Annotated in this window: 14 protein-coding genes; 3 read left to right on the top strand and 11 right to left on the bottom strand. The window is 73.3% G+C overall.

Annotation, left to right across the window (positions count from 1 at the left end; genetic code table 11):
- Position 1 precedes the first annotated feature (1 nt).
- The 11 genes from ACZ6NC_RS24605 to ACZ6NC_RS24555 form a co-directional block, all read right to left on the bottom strand.
- Positions 2-451 (bottom strand): nuclear transport factor 2 family protein, encoded by a 450-nt coding sequence (locus tag ACZ6NC_RS24605; protein WP_465735916.1) that lies wholly within the window; start codon positions 449-451, stop codon positions 2-4.
- Positions 452-455: 4 nt separating this feature from the next.
- Positions 456-1,238: a cyclase family protein gene (locus ACZ6NC_RS24600; RefSeq protein ID WP_465735915.1), complete on the bottom strand. Its 783-nt coding sequence runs from the start codon at positions 1,236-1,238 to the stop codon at positions 456-458.
- Positions 1,239-1,279: 41 nt separating this feature from the next.
- A complete protein-coding gene (locus tag ACZ6NC_RS24595; protein WP_465735914.1) occupies positions 1,280-2,506 on the bottom strand; it encodes an FAD-dependent monooxygenase in 1,227 nt (408 codons plus the stop codon).
- A gap of 41 nt (positions 2,507-2,547) precedes the next feature.
- Entirely contained in the window at positions 2,548-3,309 is a 762-nt protein-coding gene (locus tag ACZ6NC_RS24590; RefSeq protein ID WP_465735913.1) for an SDR family oxidoreductase, read from the bottom strand.
- Between the two features lie 104 nt (positions 3,310-3,413).
- Positions 3,414-3,671: an acyl carrier protein gene (locus ACZ6NC_RS24585; RefSeq protein WP_465735912.1), complete on the bottom strand. Its 258-nt coding sequence runs from the start codon at positions 3,669-3,671 to the stop codon at positions 3,414-3,416.
- Between the two features lie 54 nt (positions 3,672-3,725).
- The gene (locus ACZ6NC_RS24580; protein WP_465735911.1) at positions 3,726-4,946 is read right to left on the bottom strand and encodes a ketosynthase chain-length factor; all 1,221 of its coding nucleotides are present in this window, start codon (positions 4,944-4,946) and stop codon (positions 3,726-3,728) included.
- Positions 4,943-6,211 carry a beta-ketoacyl-[acyl-carrier-protein] synthase family protein gene (locus tag ACZ6NC_RS24575; protein ID WP_465735910.1) on the bottom strand — a complete coding sequence of 423 codons (1,269 nt, stop codon included), beginning with the start codon at positions 6,209-6,211 and terminating at the stop codon, positions 4,943-4,945. The genes ACZ6NC_RS24580 and ACZ6NC_RS24575 overlap by 4 nt, the downstream gene beginning before the upstream one ends.
- Positions 6,208-7,887 (bottom strand): FAD-dependent oxidoreductase, encoded by a 1,680-nt coding sequence (locus ACZ6NC_RS24570; protein WP_465735909.1) that lies wholly within the window; start codon positions 7,885-7,887, stop codon positions 6,208-6,210. Before ACZ6NC_RS24570 ends, ACZ6NC_RS24575 begins: the two co-directional genes overlap by 4 nt.
- A gap of 28 nt (positions 7,888-7,915) precedes the next feature.
- Positions 7,916-8,209, bottom strand: a complete 294-nt coding sequence (locus tag ACZ6NC_RS24565; protein WP_465735908.1) for an antibiotic biosynthesis monooxygenase family protein — start codon at positions 8,207-8,209, stop codon at positions 7,916-7,918.
- A 31-nt stretch (positions 8,210-8,240) separates the two neighbouring features.
- Complete coding sequence (locus ACZ6NC_RS24560) at positions 8,241-9,821, bottom strand: class I adenylate-forming enzyme family protein (RefSeq protein WP_465735907.1); 1,581 nt, start codon at positions 9,819-9,821, stop codon at positions 8,241-8,243.
- A complete protein-coding gene (locus ACZ6NC_RS24555) occupies positions 9,814-10,767 on the bottom strand; it encodes an aromatase/cyclase (RefSeq protein ID WP_465735906.1) in 954 nt (317 codons plus the stop codon). The genes ACZ6NC_RS24560 and ACZ6NC_RS24555 overlap by 8 nt, the downstream gene beginning before the upstream one ends.
- Before the next feature lie 242 nt (positions 10,768-11,009).
- Here ACZ6NC_RS24555 and ACZ6NC_RS24550 point away from each other — a divergent pair, with 242 nt between their 5' ends.
- The 3 genes from ACZ6NC_RS24550 to ACZ6NC_RS24540 all read left to right on the top strand — a co-directional run bounded on the left by ACZ6NC_RS24550 (position 11,010) and on the right by ACZ6NC_RS24540 (position 13,688).
- The gene (locus ACZ6NC_RS24550; RefSeq protein WP_465735905.1) at positions 11,010-11,945 is read left to right on the top strand and encodes an aldo/keto reductase; all 936 of its coding nucleotides are present in this window, start codon (positions 11,010-11,012) and stop codon (positions 11,943-11,945) included.
- Between the two features lie 82 nt (positions 11,946-12,027).
- Positions 12,028-12,960, top strand: coding sequence for an ATP-binding cassette domain-containing protein (locus ACZ6NC_RS24545; RefSeq protein WP_465735904.1), 933 nt, complete (start codon positions 12,028-12,030; stop codon positions 12,958-12,960).
- Positions 12,957-13,688 (top strand): ABC transporter permease, encoded by a 732-nt coding sequence (locus ACZ6NC_RS24540; RefSeq protein ID WP_465735903.1) that lies wholly within the window; start codon positions 12,957-12,959, stop codon positions 13,686-13,688. Before ACZ6NC_RS24545 ends, ACZ6NC_RS24540 begins: the two co-directional genes overlap by 4 nt.
- Positions 13,689-13,818: the final 130 nt, after the last annotated feature.

Here is a 13,818-nt window from a genome sequence, read left to right as displayed (position 1 = left end):
GTCAGGCCAGGTCGTCCCTGGTGACGCGGCGCTCGCTGACGAGCAGCGCGCCGTCCACGACGACGAACACGTCCTCGCAGACACAGCTGAGGTGGAGCCGGGACTGTCCCCCGCGCGGGGTGACGATGATCTGTGCGTAGCACCGGACGAAGACCGTCCCGTCCTCACGCGGCTCCACCGAGACCATGCCGTGCCAGTGGCGGCGCTGCTCGCCCTTCTCCTGCAGTTCGCCGTGGGCCTTCTCCACCCCGGCGACGAGCGTCGCGCGACCGCGCAGCGGCTCGGCCCGGTTGGGCGGGAAGAACGCGCCGTCCTCGGTGAAGTCCTCGGCCCACTCCGCGGCCCTGCCGGAGTCCAGCAGATGGAAGTGGCGTGCGTAGAACTGCTCGACCTCGGCCCTCAGTTCGGCGAGAGCGGACCGGTCGGCCGGTGTGCTGATGAGCTGGCTCACGGGATCAGTCCTCGTCCTCGAAAACGGCCACGGCGCGGGTCCAGCCGGCGCCGGCGCCCGCGACCTTGAAGGGGAAGCAGATGACGGTGAACCCGAACGCCTTCGGCAGCGTGTCCAGGTTGGCGAGCCGCTCGATGTGGCAGTACTCGCGCTCGCGGCCGAGGAAGTGGGCGGGCCACAGCACGCCCTGGTCCTGGGTCTGGTGGTACCGGGTGATCATGTCGCCGAACGGGGCGTCCACGCTGAACGCGTCCGTGCCGATGACCTTGACGCCGTAGTCGAGCAGTAGCTCGGTGGCCGAGCGGTCCAGGCCGACGAACTCGGAGAAGTACATCGGGGTGCCGACCCAGTCCGAGGCGCGGGTGCGCAGCAGGGCGATGTCCATCGGCTGCGGGGTGTAGCCGATCCGGTCCAGTTCGGCCTTCACGTAGTCCGCGTCGGCGACCTGCTCCTCGACCCGGGTGAGGTCCAGCACGAAGGCCGGGCGGTGGAACCAGTCCAGCGGGAGCTGGTCGATGGTGCGCGGGACGCCGTCCCCGTACGCCACGGTGGAGCCGTAGTGCGAGGGGGCGTCCACGTGGGTACCGGTGTGCGAGGTCATGGTGAGCGTGTCGATCGACAGCAGTTCGCCGCCGGGCAGGTCGGACGGCGAGATCTCCAGGCCGAACTCCTTCATCTCATCCGACATGTGCTGGGCGCCCTGGGCCGGGGTCATGATCTCGTGCACGACCGGGTCCGGCTCCCACGCCTTCGCGTCCACGGCCACCGAGATGTCAATGAGCTTCATACTGGTCTCTCCTGAGCGGGTTGGATGGGCCGGCGGGCAGGTCATGCCGCCGTGAAAAGGTCACGGCGGACCCTGATGGCCGGATTTCCGAAGGCGATCCGTCGGGTGATCTTCGGGCCGATCGGTGTGCGCCCGATCAGCCCGGCCACCGCCGGACGGATCAGGTCGGCGACCGGATTTCGTTCGAACATGCCCTTGGCCTGCATGCGCTGCATCTTCAGCACCCGGTCGATGTCCGGCCGCCGGGTGTGTTCGAAGGCGGAGAGCGCCTCGGCGCCGGCGTCGCCGGTCTCCAGGGCGCGCAGCAGCACCGGGTGCGCGAGGACGGCATCCTGCAGGGCCAGGTTGATGCCCTGGGCGCCGAGCGGCCCCAGGGTGTGGGCCGCGTCGCCGATGAGCAACAGCCCGTCGGCGGCCCAGCGTTCGGCCGAGCCGGCGAAGACGTCCAGCAGGGCCAGCTGCCTGACCGAAGTGATCTGATCGGTGATCAGATCGGCCTGGCCGGGCAGCGCCGCGCAGAGCCGCGCCTTCACCGACTCCAGCCCCTCCTGGGCCAGTTCGCCGTAGGAGCGGTGCGGAAGGCTCCAGCCGATCTGCAGCCGGTCGGGGTACGAGTCGTGGATGATGACCGCGCTGCCGCCGGTCCGGAAGATCCGCACCTTCTCCGTCATCCGGCCCGGGGCGTCCAGCTTGAACCAGAGCACGTCCTGGTCGAAGACGTCCAGCCGGCCCGCGTCGATCCCGGCCAGCCGGCGCACCTTCGAGTAGCGCCCGTCGGCCGCGACCACCACCTTCGCGGCCACCCGCAGCGGTTCGTCCTCCCCGGCGGCCACGACGCCCGTCACCGCCCCGGCGCGGTCCCTCACCAGTTCGCGCACCGGGTGGCCGGCCAGGTGACGGAAGCCGGGGAAGCCCTCGCAGGCGGCGAGCAGCTCGGCCAGCAGATGGTGTTGCGGCAGGCTGAGCAGCCGGTTGTGCGGGGCGGGCAGCCGGGTGTAGTCGATGTTCATCAACACCCTGTTGCCATCGCACAGTTGGAACCCGGTGAGGTCCTGGCCGCCGCGCTGCCGGACACCGTCCAGCACGCCCAGTCCGGCCAGCACCGCCAGCCCGCCGGGCTGGAGGATCTCACCGCGGTACTCGCGCTCCAGGGAGTTGCTGCGCTCCACGAGGGCCACCTGTGCGCCCGAGCGCAGCAGGAGCAGCGCCAGGGCAAGGCCGGCCGGCCCCCCGCCCACCACGCAGACGTCCGTCCCGATCTCGTTCACGGGTCACTCCCCTTCGTCACTGGTCCTGGTCACCGCGGCGGTCATGGCGCGAGCAGACCGAGCCCGCCGTCCACGGTGATCGTCTGGCCCCGGATCCAGCCGGCCTCCGGGGTGCACAGCAGCGCCACGACGCCGGCCACGTCGTCCGGCGAGGTGAGCCGGCCGGACGGCGAGCGGAGCGCCAACTGCTGTTCCTGCGGGGTGGGTTCGCCACCCTTGGCGATTTTGGCGGTGGACACCGCGTTGACCGCGACGTCCCGGGCGGCGAACCCGGCCGCCAGGTACCGCACCAGGCTCTCCAGCGCCGCCTTGGCGACGCCGAGGCCGAGGTAGCGCGGGACGACCGCGCGGGCCCCGATGCTGGAGACCGCGATGATCCGCCCCGTCCCGGGCGGCATCAGCCCTTCCAGCCGGCCGGCCGAGTGGAGCAGCGGGTCCAGCGTGGTCGCGAGGTCCGCGTGCACCCCCGCCGGGTCGGGCGACCGCGGGTCCATCGGGTGCAGCGAGGAGACGTTGTGGACGAGGATGTCCAGCCTGCCGTGCTCCTCGCCGATCCGGTCCAGCAGCCCGGCCAGGCCGGCCGGGTCCGTGACGTCCGCCTTCGCCGGGCGGACGGCACCGGGCAGTCCGGCCAGCTCGGCCGCGGCCTTGCCGGCGTCCTCGTCGCTGTGCGCGTAGTTGAGGTGGACGGTGGCCCCGGCCTCCGCCAGTCTGCGCGCGATGGCGAGGCCGAGGCCCCGGGTGGCACCGGTCACCAGCGCCACCCGGCCGTCGAGCCTGCCCGCGCCCTGTTCGCTCTGCACTGTGCGCCTCTCCTGTCACTGCCCGGACGGGTGGGTTCCCGGCCTGGCAGGAGGCTGTCAGTGCGGCCTTGAGAGCGGCTCGAAAATGCGTGGCCTGCGACCGGTCAGCCGACTCGGGCGGCCAGCGCCCGGTTGACCATGTCGATCAGCGCCCGGATCGTCCCGGCCTCGACGGCCACGCCGTCCGGCAGGCTGACATCGAACTCGCGCTCGATCCGGGTCGCGGTCTCCAGGACGCCCAGCGAGTCGATGTCCAGCTCGGCGAAGCCGAGGTCCAGGATGTCGTCGGCGAGGAGCTCCTCGCGCTCCCCGACACCCTCGCGCATGATCCGGCGCAGGTCGTCGACGGTGAATTGGCTCATGATGATCCTTGCTTCCTGCTCAGTCGGCGGGTTTTTGGGGGGAAGGGCACGGCGTCAGGCCGCCGCGGTGAGGCAGATCGCCGAGGTGTGGCCGCCCCGGCCCCGGGAGAGCACCAGGGCGGTGCGGACCTCGGCCGGCCGGGGACCGGCCAGGACGAGGTCGAGCCCGTACTCCTCGACCGGACGCTCGACGTGGACGGTGGGCGGGATGACCCCGTCCCGGATCGACAGCAGGGCCGCCGCCAGGTCGAGGGGGCCGCCGCCCGCGTACAGCCGCCCGGTCATCGTCTTCGGCGCGGTCACCGCGACGGCGTGCGCTCCGAACACCTCGGTGATCGCCTCCGCCTCCGCCCGGTCCGCCTCCGGAATCCCGGCCGCGTCCGCGAAGACCACGTCGACGTCCCGGGCCGAGCGGCCGGCGTCGGCCAGCGCGTCCTCGATCACCCGGCGCAGCACGGGGGGCCGGTCCGAGCCCGGCCTGGGGTCGAAGCCCGCGGCGTAGCCCGCGACCTCCCCGTAGACCCGGGCCGCACCACGGGCCCGGGCCCGCTCGGCGTTCTCGACCACGAGGATCGCGCCGCCCTCGCCCGGGACGTAGCCGGCGGCCTCCCGGTCGAACGGCAGGTAGGCCCGCTCCGGCTCCCGGCGGGTGCTGAGCCCGCCGCCGGACAGATGGGCGATCCAGCTCCACGGGCAGAGCGAACTGTCCACGGCCCCGGTGACCATGAGGTCGGCGCCCTCGCGCACCGCCCGGCGGGCCCCGGCCACCGCGTCCAGGCCGCCGGCCTGATCGGAGACCACCGCCCCGCTCGGGCCGCGCAGACCGTGCCGGATGGAGATCTGGCCGGTGTTGACCGCGTAGAACCACGCGAACGACTGGTAGGCGCTGACGTGCTTGGGCCCCTTCGCCCACAGCGCGGCCAACTCCTTCTGGCCGAACTCGAATCCGCCGGAGCTGCTGGCCGTCACCACTCCGGCCCGGAACTCGGGGACGAGGTCGAGGTCCACCCCGGAGTCGGCGAGCGCCCACTCGGCGGCGGCCAGCGACAGCTGGGTGACCCGGTCGGTCTGCGGCAGCAGCTTGGCCGGCAGCTGCTCCGCGGCCTCGAACCCCTTGACCTCTCCGGCCAGTTGAGCCGGATACCCGGCGGGGTCGAAGCGCTCCAGCCGGGCCAGGCCGCTGCGGCCGCGCAGGGTCGCCGCCCAGTAGTCCGCCAGGCCGACACCGTTCGGCGCCAGCACGCCCAGGCCGGTGACCACGGTACGCACGCTCATGCCGCCACCGCCTTCGGACGGCGCAGCACCATGGCGCTCTGGAAGCCGCCGAATCCACTGCCCACGCTCAGCACGGCGTCCAGCCGCCGGTCCCGGGCGTGCAGCGGCACGTAGTCCAGGTCGCACTCCGGGTCGGGCTCGTGCAGGTTGGCCGTCGGCGGCACCACCCCGTGCGCGATGGCCAGCGCGCAGGCCGCGATCTCGATCGAGCCGATCGCCCCCAGGGAGTGCCCGACCATCGACTTGATCGAGCTCACCGGGGTCCGGTAGGCGTGGTCACCGAGGCTGCGCTTGAACGCGGCCGTCTCGTGCCGGTCGTTCTGCCGGGTGCCGGACCCGTGCGCGTTGACGTAGTCGATCGCGGTGGGGTCCAGCCTGGCCTGGGTCAGTGAGTCGTCGATGGCCGCCGCCATCTCCCGCCCCTCGGGCTGCAGTCCGGTCATGTGGTAGGCGTTGCTGCGGGTGGCGAAGCCGGCGATCTCGGCGTACGGGCGGGCGCCCCGCCGGCGGGCGTGCTCCGCGCTCTCCAGCACCAGTACGGCGCTGCCCTCGCCGAGGACGAATCCGTTGCGGGTGTTGTCGAACGGCCGGGAGGCGTGCGCGGGGTCGTCGTTGCGCGGCGAGGTGGCCCGGATCGAGTCGAAGCAGGCGACCGTGATCGGGGTGATCGGCGCGTCGGTCGCGCCCGCCACCACCACGTCCGCCACGCCGTCCTGGATGAGCTCCGCGGCGTGTCCGATCGCGTCGATGCCCGAGGTGCAGCCGGTGGAGACCATGCTCACCGGCCCCTCCGCGCCGACCGACCAGGCCAGTTCAGCCGCCATCGAGCTGGGGATGAACTGCTCGTACAGGTGCGGCACGGTGTACCGGTGGTCCACCAGCCAGTTCTGCCCGGAGTTGCTGGTCACCACGTACTCGCGCTCCAGGCTGGTGCTGCAGCCCACGGCGCTGCCCAGCAGGACGCCGACCCGGCTCGGGTCCGTCCCCTCGAAGTCCAGCCCGCTGTCGGCCACCGCCTCGGCGCCCGCCACCAGGGCGAACTGGGCCGCGCGGTCGAGCCTGCGGATCTCCTGCGGCCCGAGGCCGGAGGCGGCCGGGTCGAAGTCGCACTCGGCGGCGATCCGGGAGCGGAACGGGGCCGCGTCGAAGAGCGAGATCGCCCGGGTCGCGGTTCGGCCCGCCGTGATCATCTCCCAGAACGCCTTGGTCCCGGTCCCGCCGGGCGCCACCACACCGATGCCGGTGACGACTACCTGCCTGCTCATGCCCCTGCCTCCCCGACGCCGGCCGTGCCGTGCCGCGCCATTGGTCGTCCGCGGCCGGCCAGGCGCGCGCCGTCGAGCGCCCGGTCCAGTGCCGCCGGCCCGAAGTGCTCGCCCCGGGCCGCCAGATATCCGTCCGGCCTGACCAGCAGCCAGGATCCGGGCCGGGCCGCCAGTGCCCGCCGCAGCCGGCCGGCCGGGTCCGGCAACGGGGCCGTGCTGCCCTTCGCCCCGCCGACGGTCCGGACCGAGAGCCACCGGCCGTACCGCTCGTCGGCGTCCCGGCCGGCCGCCGCGCCGTCCCCGCCCTGCCCTGCCCTGCCGTCCTGGCCGTCCTGGCCGTCCGGGAAGACCAGCAGGGTCCAGCGGACGTCGCGCAGCTCCTCGGCCGCGGCCGCCCAGACCTCGCCCTCCTCCGGCGCCGCCAGCACCGAGGTGATCCGGAAGCCGGGCCGGGGGCCGGCGCCCTCGGGCGCCGCGGTGGTCAGCGGCGAGTCGGGGTAGCCCAGGGCGAGGCCCGACATCGCGCCGAGCACCGAGTGCTGGATCTTCTTCCGCAGCGGCGTGACGGTACGGACCACCGAGAAGAAGACCGGCAGGAAGACACCGGCCATCGCGGCCCGCAGCGCCACCAGCCGGGTGGCGTTGCGGGTCGACTTCAACAGCTCGGCCCCGATCGGCAGCCGCTCGGTGTCGTAGCTGTCGAGCAGGCTCTCCTCGCTGTGACCCTGGACCACCATCGCCAGCTTCCAGGCCAGGTTGTACGCCTCCTGGATGCCGGTGTTCATGCCCTGACCGGAGGCCGGGCTGTGCACGTGCGCCGCGTCGCCGGCGAGCAGCACCCGGCCCACCCGCATGCGCTCGACCATCCGCTGCTGCGCGGTGAAGACCGAGACCCACTCCGGCTCCGCCACCCGGACCGGCCGGCCCAGCGCGGCCGACAGCTTGCGGGAGAACCGGGCCGCGATCTCGCCGCCGTCGCCGTCGTAGGCGGTCTCGGCGGTGTCGAGCATCCGCCACCGGTCACCCGGCAGCGGGACGAGCATCAGGGTGCCGACCCCGGCGTGCATCCAGTAGATGCTGTCCGCCGGCAGGTCCACCGTCACCTTCGCGTCGGCGAGCAGCCAGGTGTCGTTGGAGTCGCCGACCAGCTTCAGGCCGAGCGACTTGCGGACGGTGCTGTGCCCGCCGTCGCAGCCCACCAGCCACGGCACCGCGACGGTCTCCGACCCGCCGTCCGCACGGGCCAGGACGGCCTCGACGCCGTCGTCGCCCCGGCGCAGCTCCGCCAGCTTGACGCCCCACTCGATGCGGACGCCGAGCCGCTCGACGGCCGCCCGCAGCACCTTCTCGGTGCGGACCTGATCGATGCTCAGGGTGAACGGGTAGGCGGTCGGGTTGCGGCTGTAGTCGGCGTCGAGCCGCACCAGTCGCCGCCCGCCCTGGAACATGGTGAAGCCCTCGATCCGCCGGCCGAGGGCGAGCATCTCCTCGACCACGCCCATCTGCCGGTAGGTCTCCAGCGTCCGGGGATGGGTGGCGATCGCCCGGCTGGTGTCCGCCGGCCCGGCCGCCGCGTCCACCAGCCGGACGGCGAGCCCGCGGCGGGCGAGTTCATGTGCGGCCGTCAGGCCGACCGGTCCGGCCCCGACGACGAGCACCTGCGTCGGATTCAACATCGATTCTCCTGTCGTGGGGCCGCCGCGCTCAGGCGTGGTGCGCGGTGACGGTCTCGTACAGACCCGGCGCGGGCTTGGCGATGACCTGGGCCAGCCGCTTGATCAGCTGCTGGAACTCCTCGGTTCGCACGGCCGCCTGGTGCGACGCGGCGTCGTCCCACTGCGCGATCTCCGCGTACGCCCCGGTCTCGCGCACCGAGCGCAGCAGGGTGTGGCTGCGGTAGCCGGGCTGCTGCGACATGAAGGCGTTCAGCTCGGCGGAGATGCCCCGGAACTCGTCCTCGCTGCCGGTGACGGTGAGCTGGTTGATCAGCGTGATCATGATGAAACCCTCTTCTCGGTGTCTGCTGGGGTCAGTCGGTCGCGGCGGCCGCGCGCTCGCGCAGCGCGGCGCGCAGGATCTTGCCGTTGGGCGAGCGCGGCACGGATTCGACCGCGGTGATGTGCCGGATCCGCTCGTAGTACGCGACCCGGTCGTTCACGAACGCGGTGATCTCGTCCAGGACTTCGGGGGCGCCGCCCGGCCGCAGCACCACGAACGCGTGCGCCTCGCCGTTGCCGAGCGCATCCGGCCGATCGGCCACCGCGCAGTCCGCGACCGACGGGTGGCGGGCGAGCACCTGCTCGATCTGGGCCGGCGAGACCAGCCAGTTGTCGTGCTTGAAGACGTCCTTGAGCCGGTCCACCAGGTACAGCCGGCCGTCCTCGTCGAGCCAGCCGATGTCGCCGGTGGAGAACCAGCCGTCGGCGTCGATGCCGGTCGGCAGCTCCGGGTCCAGGTAGCCCGACATCACCTGCGGGCCGCGGACCTGCACCTCGCCGCGTTCGCGGGGCCCGAGCACGGTCCGGCTCTCCACCTCCACGATCCGGCACTCGGTGTCGGCCACCGCCGGCCCGACCGAGCCGGGCCGCGGATCGGCGATCGACCCGGTGTGGGTCACCGGCGAGGTCTCGGCCAGGCCGTAGCCCTGCAGCACCGGGATGCCGAAGTGCTCGCCGAGCACCTCGGCGGCGGCTTCCGGCAGCGCGGTGCCACCGGACATGATCGCCGCCACGGTGTCCAGCCTCAGCTGCGGCAACCGCGGGTCGGCCGCCAGCCGTGCCAGCCGCACCGGGAGGCTGAACAGCCGGACGGCGCCGTGCCGGTTGGCGGCGGCGATCGCCTCGGCCGGGTCCTCGTCCGGGCAGAGCACCTGGGTGGCGCCCGCGTACACCGCCGAGTTGAGGTGCATCAGGTGGTACAGCGGCAGGTGGTTGGCCACCACCGAGGTGTGGTCGATCCGGTGGGCGTGGGCGATCTGGGCGGCGTTCACCGTGAGGTTGCGGTGCGAGAGCACCACCGCCTTGGGTGCGCCGGTGGTGCCGCTGGTGAAGTGCAGACCGGCGGGGTCCTCCACCCCGGTCTGCGGCGCCGGATCGGCCGCGCCCTCGCCCGAGGCCAGGAACTCCGCCAGCGACTCCGTACCGGCCGCCCCGCCGGGCCCGTCGAGCAGCACCACCCGCTCCAGATCCGGCAGTTGGTCCCGGACCTCGGCCAGCCGCGCGGCCAGGGCGGACGGGGCGAACAGCAGCCGGGTGCGGGAGGTCGCCAGTACGTGCCGCAGGCCGGCCGCCGGCAGGTAGGGGTTGACGCTGACGATCACCTGGCCGGCGCGGGCGATGCCGTAGTACAGCGCGGCGAACTCCGGGCTCAGCACGGTGGTCGCGCCGACCACCGCCCCGGTCCCGGGCAGCGCCGCGGCGATGGCCCTGGCGGCCGCGTCCACCTCCGCGTCGAGCTGACGGAACGTCAGACTCCGCTCACCGCAGACCAGGGCGGTCCGGTCCGGCCAGGAGGCCGCGGCCCGCCGGACGAGCCGGTCCAGGACGACCGGCTCGGGGCGGACGCCGAACGCCCGCCCGACGGTCCGTCCGCCGGTGGCGGACTCAGACACCGGCCTGCTCCTCGGCGTGGGCCTTGGCGAGCCGCAGGTTGGTCATGCTGTTGGTGCTGAGCACCCGGCGCAGGTACTTGCGCGTGTCCTCGACCGTGGTGCCCTCGCCCAGCAGCTCCAGCCGGGCCGGGTTGATGGTCACCGTGTGCCGCGAGCTGAGCAGGTGACCCTCGGGCGTCTCCCGCCAGGCCCAGTGACCGGTGTGCGCGGTCAGCAGCGGCGGCGGGGTGATCTGCTTGTAGACGATCAGCCCGTGCGGCAGGCAGACCCGGACCGAGCGGGTGAAGTGGGTCCGCCCGTCCGGCGTCGTGGTGTCCATGTCGAAGAACTGGATGTTCGGGACGTCCTCCGTCAGCACCAGCTTGTGCACGTGCGCGAGCCGCTCGGGCCACTTGTCCGCCGCGTAGAGGATCTCCCAGGAGTCCTCCACCGCGCCGCCGATGAACAGCGGGTCCTCGAAGTCGACGACCAGACGGTCGAGTTCGTCACCCAGCTCGGCGCAGTGCCGAAGCTCCTCCAGCTGCTTCTCCGAGTGCTTGCCGAACTCCTCGGCCACGCGCTCGGCCGGCACCTCGGCGTCCGGCAGCAGGGTGAACTCGTGGCGGATGGTGACCCGGCTCTTCCCGTCCGGCAGGTCGGTGAACGACCACACGCCGCCGCCGGAGGCCAGCGGGGCGACCGCCGGCTCGTTGCTGAACGAGATGCTCAGACCGGCCCGGTCGAAGACCCGGCGGGACGTCCAGGAGCGGACGGCGTTCTCGCCCCGCAGCCCCCAGATCCGCACCTCGTCACGGTCCTCGCTCTCCACCACCCGCTCGGTGTGCACGACGGGGGTGAAGTACTGCGGCCAGCGGACCGCGTCCTCGATGAGCGCGAAGGCCCGCTGGGCCGGCGCGTCCACCACAATGCTGTACTCGGCCACCTGGGGCTCGCTCTTCTCGGTCACGAGGACCCTCCGTCTCGTCTCCGGCGTGGTTCACGGCTTCCGGTCGGGCCGACCGGCCCCGTCCCGTCTTCCCGACCGACTCTGGTCACCGGATCTACACAGACACTGGAATCGCGGTCGAACACGCCGTCACCAGCGGCCCCAGCCGCGTTCCTGCCGGGATCAACCCACTCTCTAGGCGGCCCTCCTAGCGTCTCGGCCGACTGTACGGACAGAGGGGGACGACGTTGCGGAAGCGGACCTTGGGCACCCGACAGCCCCTCGCCACCGGTGCGATCGGGCTCGGCACACTCGGCCTGACCGGCGGCTACGGGCCGGTGTCGGCGCAGGAGGCGGTCGACACCGTCCGGGCCGCGCTCGACCTGGGCATCACCCTGCTGGACACCGCGGACTTCTACGGCGGCGGCGAGGTCGAGCGCCTGGTCGGCCGCGCGGTGACCGGCCGGCGGGACGAGGCGGTGATCGCCACCCGCGGCGGCGCGGTCTTCACCGACGGCTCCCGGCCGACCGCCTTCGACGGCAGCCCCGACTTCCTCCGGCAGGCCTGCGACGCCTCACTCGGCCGGCTCGGCGTCGACCACATCGACCTCTACTACCTCGCCCGGCCCGATCCGCGGGTACCGATCGAGGAGAGCGTCGGCGCCCTGGCCGCCCTGGTCGAATCCGGCAAGGTACGGCACATCGGCCTCTCCGAGGTGCCCTCCGCCCTCCTGCGGCGCGCCCAGTCCGTCCACCCGATCACCGCCCTGGAGAGCGAGTACTCGCTCTGGCAACGCGGGATCGAGGACGACGTGCTGCCGACCGCCCGCGAGCTGGGCATCGGCGTCGTCGCGCACAGCCCGCTCGGCCGCGGCTTCCTGGCCGGCGGGCTCTCCTCCCCCGACCAGCTCGGCCCGGCGGACTACCGGCGCCGCCAGGACCGCTTCTCGACCGACAACCTCGCCCGCGACCACGGCCGGCTCGCCCCCGCACGCCGCACGGCGGACCGCCTCGGCGTCCCCGTCGCCACCCTCGCCCTGGCCTGGCTGCTCGCCCAGGAGCCGCACCTCGTCCCGATCCCCGGCAGCCGCAGCCACGCCCACCTCCGGCAGAACGCCTCGGCGCCCGGGCTGGCCCTCGACTCCACCGAACTAGCCGAACTCGCCGACATGTTGACGAATCGCCAGATCACTTCCTGAACCCAGGGTCCGGCCCGGCCCGGACTGCCGGTGCACGCCAGCTCGGACGGGACCGGACCCGCCCGACCCCTGGGAGAGCACCATGCCGTTGTCACAGTCGTCCGCCCGCCGGCGGACCGCCGCGTCCGAGGAGGGCACACCGGACGCGTCCGCCGCGGTGCGGCTCTCCGGCCCGCCCTGGGCGGTCACCGTCGAACCGGGCGAGACGGTGGCGGTCTTCGGCGCCCGCTCCGACGTCTCGGCCCTCTTCGACGTGCTGCTCGGACTCCGCCCCCCGGCCGGCGGCACGGTCCGCACGTTCGGCCGGCCCGTCGCCGAGGCCGTCCGCACGGGAGCGGTCGGCGGGCTGCCGGCCGGAGGCGGCCTGCCCGCCGGCCTGACCGTCGCCCGCGTGACCGCGGTGGCGCGCCGGCTCGCCCCCCACCCGCTCGACGAGGCCGAACTGACCGAACTCTGCGGCCTCGGCGAGCTGTCGGGCCTGCGCACCGAAGGGCTGTCGGCCGCCGGCCGGGCCCGCGTCCGGCTCGCCGTCGCCCTGGCCCACACGCCCCGCCTGCTGCTGCTCGACCACCCTGCCGACGGCCTCGACCCGTCCGGCGCGGACGCGTTCTGGGACATCGTCCGCGCCTACCGGAGCGGGGAACGCACGGTGCTGCTCGCCACCGACGACCCGGCCGAGGCCGAGCGGACCGCCAACCGCGTCCTGCTGCTCGGCCCGGACGGCGTGCTGGTCGACGACACCCCCGCCGCTCTCGCCCGCGAGGTCTCCGGCCGGCTCATCGCCTTCGAGGCCCCGGACGCCGAACTGCCGCGGCTCCGGGAGCTTCCGGGTGTCCTCGCGGCCACCGGCACCGCGGCCGGCGGCTTCCGGCTCCTCAGCGAGGACTCCGACGCCACCGTGGCCGCCGTGCACACGGCCGGCCTCAAGCCGACCCGGCTGAAGATCGCCGAACCGGGCCTGGCCGAGGCCCTGGCCCCGCTGCTGCCCGCCGACTCCGAGGAGACCTCCCGATGACACTGCTGTTCCGCCTCGAACTCCTGCGGCTGCTCCGCGACCCCACCATGCTGATCTCCATCCTGTTCTCGCCGGTGATCACCTGCGTCCTGGTCGCGAACGAGCTCGTCCCGCATCCGCCGGGCGGTCTGACCTCCAAGACCTACGTCCTGGTCTCGATGGCCGCCATGGGCGCGATCTACGCGGGCCTCTCCAGCACCGCCCAGGTCATCGCCAAGGACCGCACCAACGGCTGGTTCCGCCAGCTCGCGGCCGGACCCTCCCGGGGGGCCGGCTACCTCACGATGCGGCTGCTCACCGCCACGCTGCTCTGCCTCGGTTCGGCGACCGGGGTCCTGCTGATCGGCAGCCGGCTGGACGGCATCACCATCAGCGGGCCGCACCTGGCCGGCACGATCGTGGCGCTCTGGCTGGGCTCGACCGCCTACTGTCTGCTCGGCTCGGCGTGCGGGCTGGTCCTGGACGAGAAGACGGTCGTGCTGCCGGTCTTCCTCGGGATCTGGGGCCTCGACATCCTCGGCGGACTGCTCTGGCCGGTCGACACCTTCCCGGGCTGGCTCCAGTTCCCGGCCCGGCTGACGCCGACCTACCACCTCGCCCGGATCGCCCACCAGGCCCAGGTCGGCGACGCCCCCGGCACCACCCAACTCGCCGTCCTCTCCGGCTATCTGGTGCTCGGCGCGGTCCTGCTCGGCCTCGCCCACCAGCGTGCGCGCGCCCGGATCTGACCGTCCACCGACCTCACCCGCCCAAGGAGACCCAGTCGTGTTCGAGCCGTACCAGCGCGCCGACACCATCCACGGACTGTTCGCGTGGAGCGTGCGCCACCACCCCGACCGCACCGCCCTCATCCACCGC

The sequence above is a fragment of the Kitasatospora sp. NPDC041988 genome, from assembly GCF_055588525.1.
The sequence above is the reverse complement of the archived record's forward strand: the minus strand, read 5'-3'. Positions and strand labels throughout refer to the sequence as shown.